Origin of the sequence: Chitinophaga fulva (assembly GCF_012927205.1) — a bacterium.
Taxonomy (GTDB): domain Bacteria; phylum Bacteroidota; class Bacteroidia; order Chitinophagales; family Chitinophagaceae; genus Chitinophaga; species Chitinophaga fulva.
Window position 1 is genome coordinate 1110987 of the sequence record NZ_JABBGC010000002.1, and the last position, 18291, is coordinate 1129277.

18 protein-coding genes are annotated in these 18291 nt (G+C 44.9%); 9 read left to right on the plus strand and 9 right to left on the minus strand.

Annotated features, from left to right (window positions below; all coding sequences use genetic code 11):
• Nucleotides 1-5: 5 nt before the first annotated feature.
• Both HHL17_RS21070 and HHL17_RS21075 read left to right on the plus strand, forming a co-directional pair.
• Nucleotides 6-1481, plus strand: a complete 1476-nt coding sequence (locus HHL17_RS21070; RefSeq protein ID WP_169226765.1) for a SusD/RagB family nutrient-binding outer membrane lipoprotein — start codon at nt 6-8, stop codon at nt 1479-1481.
• A 240-nt stretch (nt 1482-1721) separates the two neighbouring features.
• Nucleotides 1722-3305: a discoidin domain-containing protein gene (locus tag HHL17_RS21075; protein WP_169226766.1), complete on the plus strand. Its 1584-nt coding sequence runs from the start codon at nt 1722-1724 to the stop codon at nt 3303-3305.
• A gap of 86 nt (nt 3306-3391) precedes the next feature.
• Here HHL17_RS21075 and HHL17_RS21080 read toward each other — a convergent pair whose 3' ends face one another.
• Nucleotides 3392-3874: a YdcF family protein gene (locus HHL17_RS21080; RefSeq protein WP_169226767.1), complete on the minus strand. Its 483-nt coding sequence runs from the start codon at nt 3872-3874 to the stop codon at nt 3392-3394.
• A gap of 210 nt (nt 3875-4084) precedes the next feature.
• Between HHL17_RS21080 and HHL17_RS21085 the strand changes: the two genes are divergently transcribed.
• Nucleotides 4085-5206 (plus strand): hypothetical protein, encoded by a 1122-nt coding sequence (locus HHL17_RS21085; protein ID WP_169226768.1) that lies wholly within the window; start codon nt 4085-4087, stop codon nt 5204-5206.
• A 165-nt stretch (nt 5207-5371) separates the two neighbouring features.
• Here the strand turns inward: HHL17_RS21085 and HHL17_RS21090 are convergent, their stop codons facing one another.
• Nucleotides 5372-6196 carry a M57 family metalloprotease gene (locus tag HHL17_RS21090; protein ID WP_169226769.1) on the minus strand — a complete coding sequence of 275 codons (825 nt, stop codon included), beginning with the start codon at nt 6194-6196 and terminating at the stop codon, nt 5372-5374.
• Between the two features lie 523 nt (nt 6197-6719).
• Here HHL17_RS21090 and HHL17_RS21095 point away from each other — a divergent pair.
• Nucleotides 6720-7565 carry a pseudouridylate synthase gene (locus HHL17_RS21095; protein ID WP_206156112.1) on the plus strand — a complete coding sequence of 282 codons (846 nt, stop codon included), beginning with the start codon at nt 6720-6722 and terminating at the stop codon, nt 7563-7565.
• Here HHL17_RS21095 and HHL17_RS21100 read toward each other — a convergent pair.
• Nucleotides 7530-8120: a Crp/Fnr family transcriptional regulator gene (locus HHL17_RS21100; RefSeq protein ID WP_169226770.1), complete on the minus strand. Its 591-nt coding sequence runs from the start codon at nt 8118-8120 to the stop codon at nt 7530-7532. The genes HHL17_RS21095 and HHL17_RS21100 overlap by 36 nt on opposite strands.
• Nucleotides 8121-8219: 99 nt before the next feature.
• Between HHL17_RS21100 and HHL17_RS21105 the strand changes: the two genes are divergently transcribed.
• Entirely contained in the window at nt 8220-9074 is an 855-nt protein-coding gene (locus HHL17_RS21105; RefSeq protein ID WP_169226771.1) for an SDR family oxidoreductase, read from the plus strand.
• Nucleotides 9075-9154: 80 nt separating this feature from the next.
• On the opposite strand, the gene HHL17_RS21110 is transcribed toward HHL17_RS21105, so the two are convergent.
• Both HHL17_RS21110 and HHL17_RS21115 read right to left on the minus strand, forming a co-directional pair.
• Nucleotides 9155-9562 carry a RidA family protein gene (locus tag HHL17_RS21110; RefSeq protein ID WP_169226772.1) on the minus strand — a complete coding sequence of 136 codons (408 nt, stop codon included), beginning with the start codon at nt 9560-9562 and terminating at the stop codon, nt 9155-9157.
• A gap of 89 nt (nt 9563-9651) precedes the next feature.
• Nucleotides 9652-10773 (minus strand): oxidoreductase, encoded by a 1122-nt coding sequence (locus tag HHL17_RS21115; protein ID WP_169226773.1) that lies wholly within the window; start codon nt 10771-10773, stop codon nt 9652-9654.
• 458 nt (nt 10774-11231) lie between these two features.
• On the opposite strand from HHL17_RS21115, the gene HHL17_RS21120 reads away from it, so the two are divergent.
• The 4 genes from HHL17_RS21120 to HHL17_RS21135 all read left to right on the plus strand — a co-directional run bounded on the left by HHL17_RS21120 (nt 11232) and on the right by HHL17_RS21135 (nt 15717).
• On the plus strand, nt 11232-11978 hold the full coding sequence (locus tag HHL17_RS21120) for a M57 family metalloprotease (protein ID WP_169226774.1): 747 nt from the start codon (nt 11232-11234) through the stop codon (nt 11976-11978).
• A gap of 366 nt (nt 11979-12344) precedes the next feature.
• Nucleotides 12345-13958 carry a right-handed parallel beta-helix repeat-containing protein gene (locus tag HHL17_RS21125; protein WP_169226775.1) on the plus strand — a complete coding sequence of 538 codons (1614 nt, stop codon included), beginning with the start codon at nt 12345-12347 and terminating at the stop codon, nt 13956-13958.
• A gap of 447 nt (nt 13959-14405) precedes the next feature.
• Complete coding sequence (locus tag HHL17_RS21130) at nt 14406-14711, plus strand: ArsR/SmtB family transcription factor (RefSeq protein WP_169226776.1); 306 nt, start codon at nt 14406-14408, stop codon at nt 14709-14711.
• A gap of 43 nt (nt 14712-14754) precedes the next feature.
• The gene (locus tag HHL17_RS21135; RefSeq protein WP_169226777.1) at nt 14755-15717 is read left to right on the plus strand and encodes a zinc-binding dehydrogenase; all 963 of its coding nucleotides are present in this window, start codon (nt 14755-14757) and stop codon (nt 15715-15717) included.
• Between the two features lie 47 nt (nt 15718-15764).
• Here HHL17_RS21135 and HHL17_RS21140 read toward each other — a convergent pair whose 3' ends face one another.
• The 4 genes from HHL17_RS21140 to HHL17_RS21155 all read right to left on the minus strand — a co-directional run bounded on the left by HHL17_RS21140 (nt 15765) and on the right by HHL17_RS21155 (nt 17831).
• Nucleotides 15765-16274: an AAA family ATPase gene (locus HHL17_RS21140; protein WP_169226778.1), complete on the minus strand. Its 510-nt coding sequence runs from the start codon at nt 16272-16274 to the stop codon at nt 15765-15767.
• 63 nt (nt 16275-16337) lie between these two features.
• Entirely contained in the window at nt 16338-16598 is a 261-nt protein-coding gene (locus tag HHL17_RS21145) for a tetratricopeptide repeat protein (RefSeq protein WP_317166601.1), read from the minus strand.
• A gap of 314 nt (nt 16599-16912) precedes the next feature.
• Complete coding sequence (locus HHL17_RS21150) at nt 16913-17485, minus strand: MaoC family dehydratase (protein ID WP_240975928.1); 573 nt, start codon at nt 17483-17485, stop codon at nt 16913-16915.
• A 154-nt stretch (nt 17486-17639) separates the two neighbouring features.
• Nucleotides 17640-17831 (minus strand): cold-shock protein, encoded by a 192-nt coding sequence (locus HHL17_RS21155; RefSeq protein ID WP_169226780.1) that lies wholly within the window; start codon nt 17829-17831, stop codon nt 17640-17642.
• Nucleotides 17832-18291 lie beyond the last annotated feature (460 nt).

Below are 18291 nucleotides of genomic sequence, written 5' to 3' on the forward strand. Positions count from 1 at the left end.
ATGTCATGAAAACAATATTCAAACAACTATGCTTCTTGTCGGTACTGATACTCCTGATAACAAGCTGTACTAAAAAGTTTGACGAGATCAACCAGGACCCGAACAATCCTAAAACTACCGATCCGGGCTACCTGCTGGTCTCCGCCGAGAAAAAAGCCATCGATAACATCTGGAATGAATGGAACAACGGACGTACCGGCATGCATTACGCCCAGTACTGGTCCGCCACCACCTACTCCAACGAAAGCCGCTACCAGATCCGTGAAAACCAGAACAACACCTTTTGGAACATTCTGTATGCCGGCTCCATCAAAGATCTTAACGAGATCATTAAGATCAATACAGAAAAATCATTCGATTACTCTCCCAATCAGATAGCCATCGCGGAAATCATGAAAGTATGGGCCTATCATATGCTGGTGGATGTGTACGAAGACATTCCCTATAAATTATCACAAGGTGGCCTTGACTGGCCCAACAGCCCATACGACAAGGCGATCACCATCTACACCGATCTTCTGAAAACACTGAGCGACCAGGCGGCTAAACTGGACCCTTCCAAAGGATCATTCCCCGCCAAAACAGACATCATCTATAATGGGGACGTCAATAAATGGAAACGCTTTGCCAACTCCCTCCGGCTTCGTATAGCAATGAGGGTGAGTGATGTCCCTGCCATGCAAACGCTCGTCAGCCAGGCCGTCAACGATGCCATCACCTCCGGGGTATTCACTTCCAATGCAGACAATGCCCTGTTCAGGTATGTGGAAGCTCCCCCGAACAATAACACGCTGAACGAGGCCTATAAATCCCGTATCGATTTCTGCATGTGCAAAACGATAGTAGACTATATGCTCGACATCAATGATCCCCGGCTGCCGATCTATGCAGCACCTGCAAAAGACAATGGCAGGTATATTGGTAAAGCATACGGATTAAACCAACAGAACGGAGAAACCATCCCCAACAGCGCCATCTCCCTGCCCGGCAGCGCCGTAATGGATGCTAAAGCTCCCGGCGTTTACATGGATTACGCCGAAGTGGAATTTATCCTTGCAGAAGCTGTAGAACGGAAAATCATCAGCGGCTCTGCTGAAGACCACTACAAAAAAGGCATCAGGGCTTCCCTGGAAGACCGCGGTGTTGCCACCGCCGATATTGATCCTTACATCGCCGGCGTACCCTATAATGGCGGACAATGGAAGAATGTAATCGGTACGCAAAAATGGCTTGCCATGTACATGCAGGGACTGGAAGGCTGGTTTGAAAGGCTGAGGCTCGACTTCAAAAAGCCTAACGGACAAGACCTGTTCGTGGCCCCGGTTGACGGCTCCCTCGATCGTGAAGTAACCGTAGTGCCCACCCGCATGACATATCCCGTAGATGAACAACAGCTGAATAAAAGCAACTACGACAAAGCTGTTCAGTCTATCGGCGGGAAAGACAGCAAAGCAGCCAAACATTTCTGGGATCTTTATTAACACACCCCTGAGAGTATAGAACCGGTCATAGAAAGGGCTGGTCTTCGAAAGAAGGCCGCCCTTATTTTCTTTGTAACTATGTAAAAACTATTTGTTATTTTTAGATAGAACAATGAAATGTCAACCATAGTGGAAAACCGTTGCCGTTATCGCTTTTTTACCCATCAACCCAAATCCTTCAACAACCTCGCAACATACTATCTGACAAAACCATAATTCTTCATTTAAAAACAGTAAACAATGACCAAAATCTTTCACTACCTGGTGGTTACCACTGTACTGATGATGGCAATGACCGGCTGCCGGAAACAGTCCGAACCTGCCACCCTGCAGAAAACCGATGCCAAAAGTTCGTTGGGTGTTGCCAACGGTGTGGCCAATGGGACCTATATGCTGAACGTAGTCTATTTTGTTCCATCTGACCTTGATACCGTACCGGGATACCGGGCAAGGCTAAACGGCGTATTCCTGTACATGCAAAACTTCACCTCCAAATGGATGAACCAATGGGGATATACCGGTAAAACACTGGGACTGCAAACAGATTCCAGCGGACAGCTGAAAATATCGCTCATCCGAGGGCAGCTGGGCAAAAACAGTTATCCGTATGACGGCGGGTCCGGCGCTGTGATGACCGAAGTAAATGCCTACTTTGCTGCCCATCCGGCAGAGAAAAAAAGCGATCATATCATGGTGGTCATCCCCACCTACTCTTATGGCGCTAACGGGGACCCCAGTGGCGGACCGTTCTACGGAATCGGCCGGTGGTGTTTCGCCCTGGATTATACCGGCCTGGACACCATCAATCTTGGAAAACCGGATGATAAATTTTCCACCAAATGGATTGGCGGTATGGCCCATGAAATGGGGCATGGCATTAATCTGCCGCATAATGGAGGCGCCCAGTCACAGAATATCCTGTACGGCACTACGCTGATGGGCTACGGCAACGGCACGTTGGGGAAAGCGCCTACTTATTTTTCTCCGGCAGATGCCGCTATACTGGCCAATGGTCAGCTATTCAGCAGCGTGACCAGGGGTGACTGGTACACAGATCCCGGATGCCAGGTTAAACGGGTATACGCGGCATACAATAGCGCTTCAGCCAGCATTATTGTTTCGGGCAAATTTTCCGCCACCAAACCGGTGAAGGACATCGCCTATTACAACCGTAATACCGGTAATGATAATGGCGGGTATAATTCGGTAACATTCGCCTCTAAACCCATAGGCACCGACAGTTTCCGTATAGTCATGCCAGTCAGTGATTTCAGGGACAAAGGGAATACCAGCTATGAGTTTACCATCAGGCTTTGCCATGAAAACGGCAGTATCACCAGTTATGTGGCTGCCTATAGCTTCGTTAACGGCACCCCTGTGATTACCTTCGGCGATAAGGTGGTATACGATAAAACCGGTTGGACAGTAGCCGCCTTCAGCTCTGAGGAAACGGCCAGCGAAAATGGCGCTGCCGCCAATATCATTGACGGTTCAGGCAGCTCTTTCTGGCATTCCCGGTGGTCTTCCAATGCTACCAGCTATCCGCATTACATCACCGTAGATATGGGACAGGCATTGGATGTAAACCGGTTCACATTCAAACAGCGGGACAGCAGAATGGTGAAAGTGGTAGAAATCCTGACCAGCAACAACAACTCCACCTGGACATCCCTGGGTGATTTCACCCTGGCACAAACGACCAATCCTCAAAACATAGTACTTTCAGCGACACAAAATTTCCGCTACTTCAAGCTGAATATGAAAAGTTCTTATGACGGACAACAGTTTGCTGCCATGTGTGAGGTGGGAACGTATAAAGACTAACAAAAGACGCAGACATATTCAAAACATATAACTCCTAAAAATAATCCGGGTAGTCTTGCCCGGATTATTTTTTGCGATATGCGCTGTCAGGACTCCTGTAGTCTTTTCAAAGCCCGTGCCTCATGCTCCTGTAGTGGCAAAAGCTGTTCCTCCGTCAAAGAAGAGGAAGCCGGTATAAAAACAACTTTCGGATAATTGATAATCCTGCTGTACAGGGCCCTGGCCCTTGACAGATGAAAGTCGGAAGTGATGACCACCAATATATCAGGTTGCGCTTCAAGCACCAAATCTTTAGTCATTTGAAAATCTTCCATCGTATTGGAAGAAGGTGGACAGTCTAAAAAAGCGGTCTCAGGAACGTTTCTGTCCGTCAGGTACTTTTTAGCATAAAAATAATGAGGCTTGTCCGTTGTATTAAAGTGTTGACCAAAGCCGCCTGTGCAAACTACCTTAAAATCATTGTTGGCCTTGTAAAAGCTATGCGCACAGGCTAATCTGTCCTGCGCTATCTGTGACAGGTTCCCCAAATGATCATTGGGGGCTCCCAATACAATCAATATTTTCTTCATAAAATTTGTTCCCGTTGTGCTGCCTTTAACACGATGAATATAAAGATATTGTTCGACAACATCTCCCTACCATTCCTATAAAATAAAAATATTTATTGATATGAATTATTACAGCAGTTACACATGGTAACTTCACGGCTCAACCTATAATTTTTTCGCAAAACAACTGATCACTCGAAACCCGATTTTTAATTCCCACAAGACAAAGTTATGAGCATTAACTCCCTCTACGTTGCGGGCGGCGTTGCCGTACTCCTGCTGTTTGGCGCATGTACCAAACAATTGAAAAACGATCTTTCCGATCCTTCCGATCCTTCAAAAAACCTCGTGGCCAATGGGGTTGCAGCTCCTGATCCGGATGGATCCAAGCTCCACACTTTCCTGAGAGCCAATGGCCCGGCGTATGAAACTTACACTGTCAACCTCCAGGAAAACGCTTCCTTTACCACCAAAGGTGGCCGGAAGTACACCATTTATCGTAACTCCCTGGTAAGACCTGACGGCAGCCCTGCTACCGGTCCCATCACATTCACTGTAAAAGAAATCAGCAATGCTGCCGGTATGATCTTCGCAGACAGGCCTACTGCCACCAACACCGGTGCGCCGCTGGAGTCTTTTGGCGAATTTTTTGTTGCTGCACAACAGGGCGCCACCCCGCTCAGGTTGCGTAAAGACAGCGCCATCAACGTTCAGGCTCCGGCTAAAGTAGGTGACCAGCGCGTCCCGATGTGGAACGGTGATACCTCTATTACCATCAACACCACTGGTTACAATTATGTAAACCAGCTGATCACCTTGTCCACTACCATCAGTGCCAACAAAGGCGTGGACTGGCAGCAGGTAACCAATCCCGCTTCTGCCTATGCCCTGTTTGATGGTACCAATGGCACCCTCAACTTCAGACTGGACAGCCTGATCAAATGGACCAACTGCGACAGGTTAATGAGTCTTCCGAACCCTAAAACCACTGTACTGGCCTATTTCAGCTCCAATTACAACCCGGCTACCGGTACCAGCTTTGGCGGCGAAGAGCCAACCATGCTGTACTTCAAACCTACCGGTATCAACAGCATCATTAAATTCTACAATACCATCTTCACTCCCCCGGCGGGCTTTGAAGGTTTCTTAAGCTATCAGAACGCCATTCCCGTAGGACAGAAGGGCACTTTCCTTGCCATCTCTTCTATTGGCGGCCAGTTCTATGCTGAACAGAAAACAGTAACGATCGGCGCTCCTGCTCCCGGCACCAATTACACCACCGTAACTTTCAATCCGGCTCCTGTTAGCGCAAGCACACTCGTTTCACTGATCACCAGCATGAATACCAAGTAATCAGGCACAACAAAATAGCCGTTAACGGGTTGATTAACGGCTATTTTTCCCATTAATGTTGATATGGTATAAAAAATAGACAAGCATGTCTTTAATGCAAGGTTACACCGCACGATAGCCGCGGTGTAACCTTCTTTTTTTCATGCATTTCCGGTGAGCGATGGATTAACGATAGAGGTAATTTAATGCAATGATATCATTGGCATTGAAAGTGCGGTTGCCGCCATTGGAGCAGGCCAGCATCCAGGAGTCCGGATCAGGATCGCTGGGGGTACCGGGCAGGTACACGGCGCCTACTCCACCATCACCTTCATCTATCGGATCGCCGCCGCAGCTATAGGAACGGTCCATATAGTCGGTATGGCGCATACCGATGCAATGTCCTATTTCGTGCTGGAGCACAGAACCTACGTACTGTACATTCGGGCTGCTGCCATATGCAGCCGGGTGGGTATTCATCTGGATAACATCAAAAGGATCTCCTGCATCAGTAGGGAAACCGGATGATCCCAAAGTGATATAGCCGCCACTGGGACCTTCATAGAAGCCCTGGATGGTTATGTCCGCATTACCGCTGGTAATACGCTGGAACCGGATGCGCAGTCCCAATGCGTTGTAACGTTGGATGGCCAGGTCGGTGCCTCGTACAAAAGCGGTTCCCAGGCTAACCACCTTTACGGTGATCGTGCGTGGCAGGCCGACTAACAGGTTATTGGTGGAATACTGTTCTGTTTTGGCTACTCTTACTTTCGTGTTTTGAGCTTTCCGGCTAAGTTCTTTTGTGCTAAGAAAAATATCTCCTTCTACGAGGTAACCACCATTTACGGCGTGTACATTGCTGGTACTGAAACCTTTTGCCTTGATCTGTGCTAATACGTCGTTGGAGATATTGGGTTTATCAACGCTGCCTTGTTTGTTGTCTTTCTGGCAGGAAGTGATGAATGCACCTGCCAACAGGCAGATCAGAAAAAAAATTGCTTGATTTTTCATCGGTTGAGATTTTGGGTTTTGGATTTTAGATCGCTATCGTGTATGCATGAAAAAATAGCTTTACTATAGCTGTATTTCACAGCTAACGTTTAAGTATACACGCATTTTTCAGGTGACGGGAAAACCTTGATTATTCACCTGCAAATAAAATCATCATCATGATTCTTATGCGATGCATGTTTGGAATGATGGACAGATGGACTCTCCAGTGTAATCAGATTTAAAAATGTGGGTTATTCAGATTTGCTTAAAGATTATGGCTCGTCGTTTGGGTTTTTATCGTGATTGTTTGCCAATATTACAGCTTTCTTATTACTGAAAAAAATATTTTGAAACGGGCACCGTCGTTTTTATCAGCAATGGTACAGCAGTATTCTGCACTACTTTGAAGTTTGATTTAAGCTGATTTTAATCACTTTTTAATTGCTTTTTAATTTGATTACGGGAGATGCCAAAATCGCTTACCTTTGCATCTTTTTAAGCCGCCCTGTCAAGGCCGGCGCACTATGCCACAAGCGTGTATATGACCGATGTAGAAGACGATTATCATTCATCTGTAGCAGCACTGGAGCAACAAACGAGCGCCGCCTTTTGTCGTTTTACAGACCAGGACACCGCCAGATCAATGGCGGATACACTCACCTTTAGCCAGGATGACAACATTCATCCGCTTTGTACAATTGCCGTTACAGAGCTTCAACAACATCTTGCCGGACAAAGTGAATGGAAACATAACTTCGGACTGGACAACAATGGCCATGGCGCTGTCATTGGCAAGATGTTCGGCGTACTGGTGGTACGCGCCCGGTGCGGAACATTGGGTTACCTGTCTGCATTTTCCGGCAAGCTGGCCAATGGAAATCATCACAACAGGTTTGTAGAGCCGGTATTTGACGGACTTAAAACCGGCAGTTTTCTAAATGCCGGCATGGTCCGTTTATCGGAAATCAACAATGAAATTGCCGCGCTCTCCCGGGAAGACGCTGTTCTCCATCAGTCTGCCATTGGACAGTTAAAGGAGTTGCGTAAAACCCATTCCGTCAGATTACAACGAAGGCTGCTGGAACAATATAATTTTAGCAATAAGGCTGGCCATGTAAAAAACATGGTGGATATCTTCACCGCCCACGGCTACAAACAACCGCCTGCAGGCGCCGGGGAATGTGCAGGGCCCAAATTACTGCAACATGCCTTTCGTCACCAGATGGAGCCTTTGGCTTTAGTGGAATTCTGGTGGGGCTTATCGCCAAAATCGGCCACCTGGAAACATGGCGCTTATTACAAGCCATGTAAGGAGAAATGTGCGCCGATTTTAGATTATATGTTGAACGGCTCAGACCTTCCGACTGGAATTTCTCAGCCTGCTTAAGGTTTCTTTTGTAAGACCCAGATAGTTGGCCAGGATATGATGCGGGATGCGTAAAAACAATTGTGAAGACGTTTTCATCAGTCTTTCGTACCGCATCTTTGGCGTTTCATAATAAGAAGCAATCAAACGCTCCTGGTAATAGCAGGCAACATATTCAGCCAAATGCCTGCCTATTTTTTGCCAGGTCATCGTTGTATCGAAAAGGGCCAGCATCCTTTCCGCATCCGCGGAAACCACGATTGAATCCTCTACGGCCAATATGCTCACCTGTGATACACTTTTGGTGATGATACTATGATAATCCGTGACAAATTCATGTTCAATGGCAAAGTCAAAAGTCTTTTCGTTGCCATCAACGTTCCTGACCGACCGGAAACAACCCTCCATGATAAATCCCACCGTCTGGCAAACCTTTCCTTCTGCATGGAAAAGTTCCTTCTTTTTGTAATACCTGGTTGACAGCATCGCTGCCAGGCACTCCCACTCTTCATCCGTGAGCATTGCGATATTGCTCAGGTGCTTTCTGTAAAACGTATAGTCGATGTCATTTTCCATATGGTAACAAATAGTGGCGTAACTGCCGATCGCCGATTTGTTGATTTGAATCATCGTCGCTTCCCTAACCCGGGTATAATTTTACAAAAAAAGAAGCACATGTCACAACCGCTCAAAATTGTTATTACCAGCGCCAACTGTTTTACGGCGGGATTGCTTATCCCGGCCCTGAAAGCCAAAGGATACTATACTATCGGCCTGATACGAAATCCACAAACAATTGAAAGTGATGAAACCATTACCAACTGGATGAACAATGATAAAGCGAAACGCGCCTTACAGGACGCTGATCATATTATCCATTTGTCAGGGGAGATCAATTCAAAAAAAGAAGCCGTTTACATTCAGGCCAACAAAACTTCAACGCAGATCGTTGCTGAAGCGGCCAGCGTGGGCAAAGCACGGCGGCTTATCTTTTTAAGCTATCCCGGGGCTGATGCATGTTCAAAAAACCTCTATCTCAGGTATAAGGGAGAAGCTGAAAAGATACTATCTGCTGCGGGAAAAGAAGCCGTCATATTCCGGTGCCCCATTATCATCGATTCGCCCGACAAACCATCCCGGATAGATACGCTTTTCATATCGCAAAATGGGAAAGCGATACCGGTAATCGGTGATGGCCGGCAAATGATGCAGCCCGTTTACCGCGGAGATGTCGTAAAGATGATCGTGTCCGCTCTTGAACACGGGGACCCGGGTATATATGAGTTATCAGGTCCGGAGCGATTGTCCCTCACCGGGTTTGTTCAGCTTGTCAACCAGAACCCGGCAGTTAAAATCAGGTATACGGCGCCATGGCTGGCAAAACTATTAGCCAATTTCATTAAAGGTCTTTCTACTACTTTCGTGGACATCCTGTTAAACCATGCCGACAGCGAATTTACTCCCGCTACCTATAAAAAATTCGGCATACAACCCACTTCATTGACGACTTTATGGAGCAGGCGACAATAATCCAGACGACAGTCCATATATAACCAAAATCCTTCGGGCCTTCGGGCCTGAAGGATTTTCAACCAGGTGCCTACCACATCCTACTGTTCCCATGTTGCCGCTTCATCTGCCACCGCCACTGCTTCTATCTCTATCAGCGCATCAGGTGAATAAAGGGAAGATACTTCCAGTATAGTGTCTGCAGGATAAGGGGCCTTAAAATACTTTTCTCTCAAAGCAACGATCTTGTTAAAGTTGCCCATGTCCTTCAACAGGATAGTCACTTTTATCACATTTTTCAGGCTGGAGCCGCCGGCTTTCAATACCTTATCCAGGTTCTCAAAAGCTTTAGCAGCCTGCTTGTCAAAGTCTCCGATCCCAACTAATTGACCATGATCATCGATAGCTGTCTGCCCAGAAATGAATAAGAGATCACCGGCGCGATAACCCTGTGCAAGACGGAAAGGTTGATAAGGGTCTGGATTGATTTTTATTTGTGAGATTTTCATTTTATTATTTTTTAATTGATGTAATGAATTTTTTGTTTGTGCTGATACGCTTACGCTGTATAAGGTGACGAGTATTAAAAAAAGTGTTCTCATGATATATTAATGTGATTGGATTTGATAACGTGATTCGTGTGGCTGATGGTAGCTTCCGGCCAAAGCATGTCGGGATGGAAAGCAACGGGCGACGTTCCGTTCAGTAGGTGCGAAGGCCAGGCAGGATCGGCCAGGGCGGCTTTTCCTATGGCGAGGAGGTCGGCATGCGCTTCTTCAATAACCCTGGTGGCTCTTGTCAGTTGATGCATTCCGCCGTTGGCGATGACCACCTGGCCGGTTATTTGTTTGGCGAGTGCCGCATAAGAAGTTCCATTGCTGTAAAAGCTGTCCCGCTCCCACTCTCCGCTTTGAACGGCAATATGAATAAAATCGGGTGCTGCTTTGCGGACTTCCTCCAGGATTTCGATAGCCATCACAGCGCCATCTTTCCAGCGGTATTTGAGATCATTCACTTTGCCTTCTGATAGCCGTATCCCTACCAGGAAATGTGCCGGCACAACCGCCCTGATAGCCTGGATAATTTCTGCGGCAATGCGGAAACGGTTGCTGGTGCTGCCTCCGTATTGATCTTCACGGACATTTAGCTCCGGTGTAAGAAATTGATCGAGCAGGTACCCGTTGGCCATATGTAATTCCACCCCATCAAAACCGGCCTCGAGAGCTACTTTGGCGGCATTTACAAAGCCCGTTTTAGCGGCATCAATATCGTCCGGGTCCATGGCCTTCGGAAAGGGATAAGCACCAGTGCCTCCATATTGTGCCATTTTAACGCCCACCGGCTGTATGGCTGAAGGAGCCAGCGTTTCCTCGGAGTACTGCGACAGGGCGCCTGCATGCATCAGCTGTGCGATCATCAACGCACCATGTGTTTTTACCTGCTCCACTACCTGTTGCCATGCAGCGGCATGAGCAGCGCAGACAAGGCCTGGTTGATGAGGATAACTTTTACTCGCCACGTCATCTGTATAGTTCCCTTCTGTAATGATCATACTGAAACCACCTTTTGCAAAAGCGGAATAATAGGTTTCCATTTCAGCAGTGGCCAACCCTTCAGCAGTAGCACTTACGCGTGACATAGGCGCTATCACCAGCCTGTTTTTCATTGAGTGCCCGGGCCATGCTAACGGCCGGAATATTGGATGTTTTATCATGTCCATAAGTAAGTAATTATGAACACAAAACTATTCCATACGTTTTTGCCGCACGTTCAACTATTATAATAAATGAGATTAAACTAGTTTAATTTTCATGGGGTTCCGGGGGGCTGTAATTCCCTGGTAAAGAAAAGGAAGGAGCTGTACAGGTAACCTACAAAATCCCGCTGGATCGGCACAGCAGTGGGAAAATTAAAGTTTTTTCATGATAAGAAATTTATTTTAATATTGATGTAAGCAAAATCTGAGCACGCGACTTTTATTAACCCAGTTTAAATAAACCGCATGACTGTTAGCATTAAGAGCACTGATGATAGATTGCTGTAGCAAGCAACAGATCCTTATGGTTTACCCTGCATGGATAGCTGTAGATAGTTATCCCGTGAGCGCTTTGTGCCATTATTTTCCGGGCAGATGATCATCACACTATACCCTTTTTTCACCCAAAATTAAAAAGTCACATGAAAAAACACATGTCGTTCGTTCTGGTGGCCCTATTTGCCATTGTCTTTGCAGCCTGTTCCAAATCAGCTGACAGTCCCGCTACTCCGCCTCAGGCCGACAACGCAGCTAAAGTGCGGGAGTACATTCTTAAATTAGGTTTCCACGAAAACCAGATCGTGGACCATCCTACAGAGTTCATGGTAGAAGGCGATATCAGCTTCCCTAAAAACATGAAGGTGCCAGAAGGTAACATTAAAACAGAACAATATTATACCGGTAGTAAAGTTACCAATGTTACCAACATCCGTTTAAGAGTAGATGCATCCCTCAGTGGTTTAAGTGCTGAAATCGATTCAGCCATTTCCCAATGGAATGCCATCTCTTCCTGCTCAGTGAACTGGGTGCTCGCACCAACCGGTACTTACGATGTACTGATGACCAATGCCAACCTCGGTAATGGCATATGCGGTGCAGGTACCTTCCCGGTAAACGGCGTGGTAGGTAACCTGATCCGTATCAACGCTGCTTATATTGCGGGCAACAACTTTGCGCAGCGTGCCCGTACGATCACCCATGAGTTGGGGCACAACATCTCTTTCAGGCACACCAACTGGGCTGCCGCTGGTGAAAACCCTCCAGGCGTTGATGTGCCAGGCGTGCCGGGCACAGATGCTTCTTCCCTGATGAATGCCGGCCAATGCGGTATCGGTGCTACTGTATTGTCTGTAAAAGATATCAAAGCAGCACAGTCTTTATATCCCTGATAAAAATCATGACACCAACCATGGCAAGGGCGTACTACACGCCCTTGCTGCTTTGCAGGCCATATCTTCCATTAACCATTGTTTCTCCGGCATCCTGATTAATATCTGCTTAAAAAAAATCTTCCTGCAATAAATATTTTGTTTTATTTGTACCTTACTCTCCGGTAATGTACCGAAACCTGTCTGAAGAACCGTGACTGTGGAAACCTATAACACCTGTTGTACTGAAAGAAAAGATGCCTGACAATCAGGGGAACATTCCACCTGAGGGAAAGAGAAAGTCAGGCCCATGATGCATTTTGTCAAATCACTTGTTGGACACTAAAGTATTTAACCAGTCCAAACCATGTCAATTATTCAAGTCCTATGAGAAAATCCGATTTACCATTGCAAAAGATCTGCAGATCTTTAATTCCACTGCTCCTCCTCTATTTCGCGGGATGTCATAAGCCTGACACAGGAGGCTCCAAAGATGATCCCGGAGGTCCCGGTAATACCGATGCCAATATATGGCCATCGTCGCCGCCCGCGGAAATTTGCGGTAATACGAAACTGCTGACTGGCCCGGATGCTGCGCCGGCGGGCGCTATTACTGTACCGGCGGGTGACAACAGCAAGTTTGACTTTGACCGCAAAGGTGCTACTTTCTGGCTGGCGCCTGGTGTGCATACAATAGGCACTGATCCGCTAAGCCAGATCATACCGGCCGACAATACCACGTTTATTGGTGGCCCCGGTGCCATCCTGGATGGCCGGAATGTCAATCAGTATGCCTTTACGCAGCGGGCAGTCAATGTAACGATCCGTTATCTTACCATCCGCAACTTCGTTGCCCCACGCGATGAAGGCGTTGTAAACCATGATGCCGGCGATAAATGGACCATTGAGTATAATACCATCTCCAATAACAAAGGTGCAGGTCTTATGGCCGGCCCTAATAATGTTTATCGTTATAATTGTATCAAAGACAATGGTCAATATGGTATCAACTCCTGTTGCGGAACAGAGCTGAATGAGGTCGTAAATTTCGTATTGGACCATAATGAAATTACCGGTAACAATACAGATGACTGGGAGCGCAAAATCGATGGATGTGGTTGTACCGGTGGTGTAAAGTTCTGGATCAACAAGAATGCTACAGTAACCAATAACTGGGTACATCATAATAAAGGAGTTGGCTTATGGCTGGATAACAATAACCGTGGCTTCGTGATTGAAAACAATTATATCAATGATAATGATGGAAACGGATTAATGATAGAAGCTGGTTATGATGCCAGGGTACGTTTCAATAACTTTAAGAAGAATGCTGTCGTTGCCGGTATGGAGAGTGCGCGTAAAGGAGATTATTTCCCGGTTCCGGCAATATATATTTCCGAAGCCGGCAGTCCCCGGGGCTTTAATCTGAAGACCTCCCCCATGCTGATCAGCAACAATAATTTTGAGAATAACTGGGGAGGTGTGGTACTGTGGGAAAATGCAAACAGGTATAGTGGGTCCAGTGCCAATACCCATCAGGCGGGCACCATAAAGATGAGAAGCCTGTACGATGACGGCCCCTGCAAATCCGGTCTGCCGGATGTTATTCCCGGTAGTATGCCAGATAAATTTGTTTGTCGCTGGTCAACAGAAAACGTGGTGGTAGAGAACAATGAATTCAAAATAGATAAGGCGACGCTGGGATGTGCAGGCGGAAATTTCTGCGGTATCAATGGAATATTTTCTGAGTACGGTACCTATCCTGAATTCGGTGGTTACCAGATTCCCTGGCGGATCACCTTTCAGCAGGATAATGTTTTCCGTAATAATCATTACTACGGCGACTGGCAATTTGCCGGATTTGAGGTGACTGTCCCTGATGGCTCCCGCGTATCATGGAGCAACTGGACAGCCCCTGCGCCTCCCATACCGGATAAGCCCACAGTAGATAACCGCCCTAAAACATTTGGGCAGGACAAGGGCAGTACTTATGTGAAATAATCTTGGTGGCTGTTATTTACGCTTAAGCCTTTTTACCAGTAAAAAAATGCAAGAGACAAAAACGATCATATAAACAACGGCCAATGCAGGTTTTTCAAATCTAAGCTGCTGAAAGTCGAATTGCTTATACAATGTCACGCCTAAAATGATAGCTACAATGATTAATACAGGTGACAGGCCTTTTTTATTTTCCATATATTTTAATGCTACTTACCAGGTCAATGGCTGTTTCCAAGGGAATCAAGCCAACTTGTCCAAAGGACAAAGTGCGTAAAGATAATCTCAGCATTGTATTTTATCCAATATTGGATATCACGTTTACGGATATCCGATATTGGATAAATACCTGATTCCAGGATTAGCCCGGGAATGGTTGACTGTGATTCTCCTGGTGACACTGTTGAACTTTAATTTCGGAATTTCCCGAAATACCGATATATTTGCTCCATGGAATTAATTATGGTTTTTAAAGCGCTCAGTAACGAAACCAGAATAAACATACTTATTTGGCTCAAGCAGCCTCGCCTCCACTTTCCCGCTGAAGAATTGCAGGACTATGATGCAAATCTTGGTGTTTGTGTAAGCGACATTACCAAAAAGGCTGGTTTATCTCCGTCCACAACATCAGACTACCTGAGTTTACTACAAAAATGCGGGCTTATTGAAGCCACGCGGGTCGGCCAGTGGACGTACTACAAACGTAATGAAGGAGCGATTAAGACGCTGAACAAACTAATCCAAAAAGCGTTCTGATTTTTTTAGCCTAATACTTCGAGAATAAGCGAAACATCTAATCATGAAAGCAATTGTAATCAAAAATTATGGGGGACCAGAAGTCCTCCAGTTAACGGAAGTGCCTACTCCTTCCATAACAGATCATTCCCAGGTACTGGTGAAGGTAAGGGCTACCTCGGTAAATCCGCTCGATTACCAGGTAAGACGAGGCGACTATGCGTCACTGTTTGATTTACCAATTATAACCGGTCACGATATCTCAGGCGACGTTATAGCAGTGGGTGAAGCCGTGAAAAAGTGGCGGCCCGGTGATAAAGTCTATTATTCCCCACGTTTTGGCGGCTCCGGTAGTTATGCTGAGTATCACCTTACTGACGAATCTTCATTGTCCAGGATGCCGGATAATCTTAGCTACGAGGAAGCTGCTGCTATTCCGCTTATTGGAGGGACGGTATGGGAAATGCTTGTGGTACGGGCTAAACTAAAAAAAGGGGATACTATTCTTATCCTTGGAGGAGCAGGTGGCGTTGGAACACTCGCCATACAGGTCGCTAAATCACTGGGGGCTTTTGTGTACACAACAGGGCAAAGCATTTTACATGAGCAGCTTCAGCATCTTGGAGCGGATGTAGTCATTGACCATCATAGAAAAAACTACATTGAAGAGATACAGGCATATACTAAGGGAAAAGGCGTGGATGTTATTATTGATACTGTAGGAGGCAGCACACTCTCGGACGCTCCGCTTGCCTTAGCTAACTACGGTACAATTGTAACGCTGGTTGACATTGCCCGGCCGCAAAACCTTATCCACGCCTGGGAACGAAATGCTACCTATCATTTCGTTTTTACCCGGCAAAGCAGGGATGAGCTCCATCATATTACCAGATTAATTGAAACCGGACAGGTAAAGCCTATTATAGACAGTATGTATCCAATTGAAGACGTTATAAATGCCCATCAAAGAATAGAGGACGTGAAACGAGACAGACCTTTATTGGGTAAAATTGTGCTGTCAATGTAAAAATTTGCAAGAAGGGGTATCTCCGACCGGAGATATCCTAGATGATATCATGAAATTTTAGCGAGTACCTGGTCTCTGCGGTTCGATAAAGTACCGCTGACTTCAATGGTCTCTATGCCAAAATCTCCAATCCATTCGTAGAGCAAATCATTAACCCGGCCTCTGAGTTTTGGCAGATCTGTCTGATGGCCTGGTATCAGATCCGGTTCTTCTATAGGAACAAACACGAGAAGGTCGATTCCAGCAATGACTGTTTGAGCTGTTTCAAATAGCAATTGAATATTCCTGCCTGGGTCGATAACATGAAGATAGGCCAGGATATCAATGACACATCTGTCAAATATCACATTGCTTTCGTTTTTGGCAATCTGTTTGACTGAATAATTAAACTGTTCAATAAAATCCTCATCGGTAGGAATTTCTGAAAATTCATACCCTGATGCTTCCAGTTGATAATATGGTTCTGCATTAAGAGTATACCCAGGAAGATTCACCAGAAGTTCTTCCGCCAATGTCGTTTTACCCACCCGGTGAGCACCAACTATCGCAATTCTCATATCTCAGTTCGATTTGTTGAATACCATAAAATTAATGCGCAGTTCTATGCCATACAAAACGGCTCACAGGCCTTTAAAAATGCAGTGCTTTTCCAATAACTGTTGCACATCGTCTCCGTACATGGTAGTATAACCAAGATTAATTGCCCGATGAAGGTCTTCGCAGGCTTTGTCAGGCTGTTTCATAGCCAGATATACCAAAGCCCTGTTCCTGTAAGCGTAGGAGTTTTTCGGGTCTAAAGCAACAGAACGTTGGATATCTTTTAAAGCATTCTTCAGATCTTTCAGCTGGTATTTTGCATGCCCCATATTATTGTATGCAATGGCATTATCGGGACAAGGTCAAAGGTCAGTCTTCGATAGCATGGTGCCATCTTTGTCGTAAAAAGCATGATTTAAAAAATGATCATTTGAGATCAGTTTGGTTGGAATATAGCTTCCACTACCGATAATTACCGTAAAAAGATTTGTGTCCATAGTGTTTGCGATCAATGACTGGCTATTTGATTACAACCTAAAATCCGGCAAAATTAATATATCAGAATATATATTTTTAGCGTTTTTTTCCAACCAAGCAACCCAAATGCAGAATTATGTCATTAATCAGAAATTGTAATTTTACAAAGTCCGTCCGAAGATTACACAAAATGATACAGAAAAACAACATTGCCGTTATAGGCAGGTTTCTGCTCACCTTTAATGATAAGCGTAGCTTCAATTATAACTTTGGTAACACCTCTTAAATTTGTTATCAAATTAAGTTTAGCCTTTAGCTGAACTTCACTATCCACCAGGACGGGTTGACCAAATTTAAAACTCTCTATACCATAATTTATTTCCATTTTAATATTGCGAACGTCTGCAATCTGCTTCCAGAGATATGGGATTAATGCCAAGGTTAAATAACCATGAGCGATGGTTGCATTAAATGGCCCTTCACGTTTAGCTTTTTCCTTATCAGTATGTATCCATTGATGATCTAGTGTGGCATTCGCAAAGTTATCAATCTGTTCCTGGTCAATTTTATGCCAGTTGGAAACACCTAATTCTTTACCGAGATACGTCTTGTATTCCTCGAAACTATTAATTATCAGCATTTTTTTATTGTTTGTATCTACAATACCCTGTGCCCTGATGATTGCAATTATCTCCTGTACTAATTTTGAAGTATCAACATTAAAATGGCATGAAAATATTTCAAATACATTCAAATAGAACAGATAATAATGAAATAATTAAAATATCATTGATAGCAAAGAGTGCATAATTGTACATGGGTACGGTAAAAAATTTACAATTTCTCTTATAAAAAAATACCTCTATCCTTGCAAGATAGAGGTATTACTAATTTATAAATAAATCTAATTAGCTTCTTTTAACGTTAACCGCATTCAAGCCTTTTTTACCTTGCTCGATGTTGTAGGTTACTGAATCATTCTCATAGATGTTATCCATTAAACCGGAGGAATGAACAAAGATCTCGCTATCACCATTTACTGGTACGATAAAACCAAAACCTTTCTCCTCATTAAAAAACTTTACTGTTCCTTGATGCATTATATATTTATTGATATCAACAAATGTAATTAAAAAAATTTAATATTCTAATTATATTTAAGAACCCGGTGCTAGTAGTGTGGGCTTGTCGTAAACTGAAGTATCATATTTACAAATGTGAGGCGTATAAATTTCAATAGGAATATTTGTATCTTAGTAAAAGCTCGTTAACCTGTATAAAGTATGGGAAACAAATTGAGGTTATATAAAAAGGAACTCGACTAAACGCTCAACTAAAAAAGCAAACCCCACGCCATGCGTGAGGTTTCTAAAACTTCAGCGATCCCTATGGTACAAAACTCGAACCTTTTTGTATTCGATCTTAAAAAACTAGCTGACATTGCCTGACTTTTGCCATAAAATTACCAACCAAACTTTATAAATATTTCATCTGATTTAAAGTTGCCAATATTTCAGACTGGAGCATTTTTTAGCCATTTTGCCCTTATGTGTTCTGCTT

Coding starts and splice junctions, on each gene's coding strand:
- HHL17_RS21075 (WP_169226766.1), top strand. CDS start 1,722: ATGACCAAAATCTTTCACTACCTGGTGGTTACCACTGTACTGATGATG.
- HHL17_RS21120 (WP_169226774.1), top strand. CDS start 11,232: ATGAAAAAACACATGTCGTTCGTTCTGGTGGCCCTATTTGCCATTGTC.
- HHL17_RS21130 (WP_169226776.1), top strand. CDS start 14,406: ATGGAATTAATTATGGTTTTTAAAGCGCTCAGTAACGAAACCAGAATA.
- HHL17_RS21100 (WP_169226770.1), bottom strand. CDS start 8,120: ATGGAAAATGACATCGACTATACGTTTTACAGAAAGCACCTGAGCAAT.
- HHL17_RS21155 (WP_169226780.1), bottom strand. CDS start 17,831: ATGCATCAAGGAACAGTAAAGTTTTTTAATGAGGAGAAAGGTTTTGGT.
- HHL17_RS21085 (WP_169226768.1), top strand. CDS start 4,085: ATGAGCATTAACTCCCTCTACGTTGCGGGCGGCGTTGCCGTACTCCTG.
- HHL17_RS21125 (WP_169226775.1), top strand. CDS start 12,345: ATGAGAAAATCCGATTTACCATTGCAAAAGATCTGCAGATCTTTAATT.
- HHL17_RS21105 (WP_169226771.1), top strand. CDS start 8,220: ATGTCACAACCGCTCAAAATTGTTATTACCAGCGCCAACTGTTTTACG.
- HHL17_RS21115 (WP_169226773.1), bottom strand. CDS start 10,773: ATGGACATGATAAAACATCCAATATTCCGGCCGTTAGCATGGCCCGGG.
- HHL17_RS21070 (WP_169226765.1), top strand. CDS start 6: ATGAAAACAATATTCAAACAACTATGCTTCTTGTCGGTACTGATACTC.
- HHL17_RS21095 (WP_206156112.1), top strand. CDS start 6,720: ATGACCGATGTAGAAGACGATTATCATTCATCTGTAGCAGCACTGGAG.
- HHL17_RS21140 (WP_169226778.1), bottom strand. CDS start 16,274: ATGAGAATTGCGATAGTTGGTGCTCACCGGGTGGGTAAAACGACATTG.
- HHL17_RS21080 (WP_169226767.1), bottom strand. CDS start 3,874: ATGAAGAAAATATTGATTGTATTGGGAGCCCCCAATGATCATTTGGGG.
- HHL17_RS21090 (WP_169226769.1), bottom strand. CDS start 6,196: ATGAAAAATCAAGCAATTTTTTTTCTGATCTGCCTGTTGGCAGGTGCA.
- HHL17_RS21110 (WP_169226772.1), bottom strand. CDS start 9,562: ATGAAAATCTCACAAATAAAAATCAATCCAGACCCTTATCAACCTTTC.
- HHL17_RS21135 (WP_169226777.1), top strand. CDS start 14,755: ATGAAAGCAATTGTAATCAAAAATTATGGGGGACCAGAAGTCCTCCAG.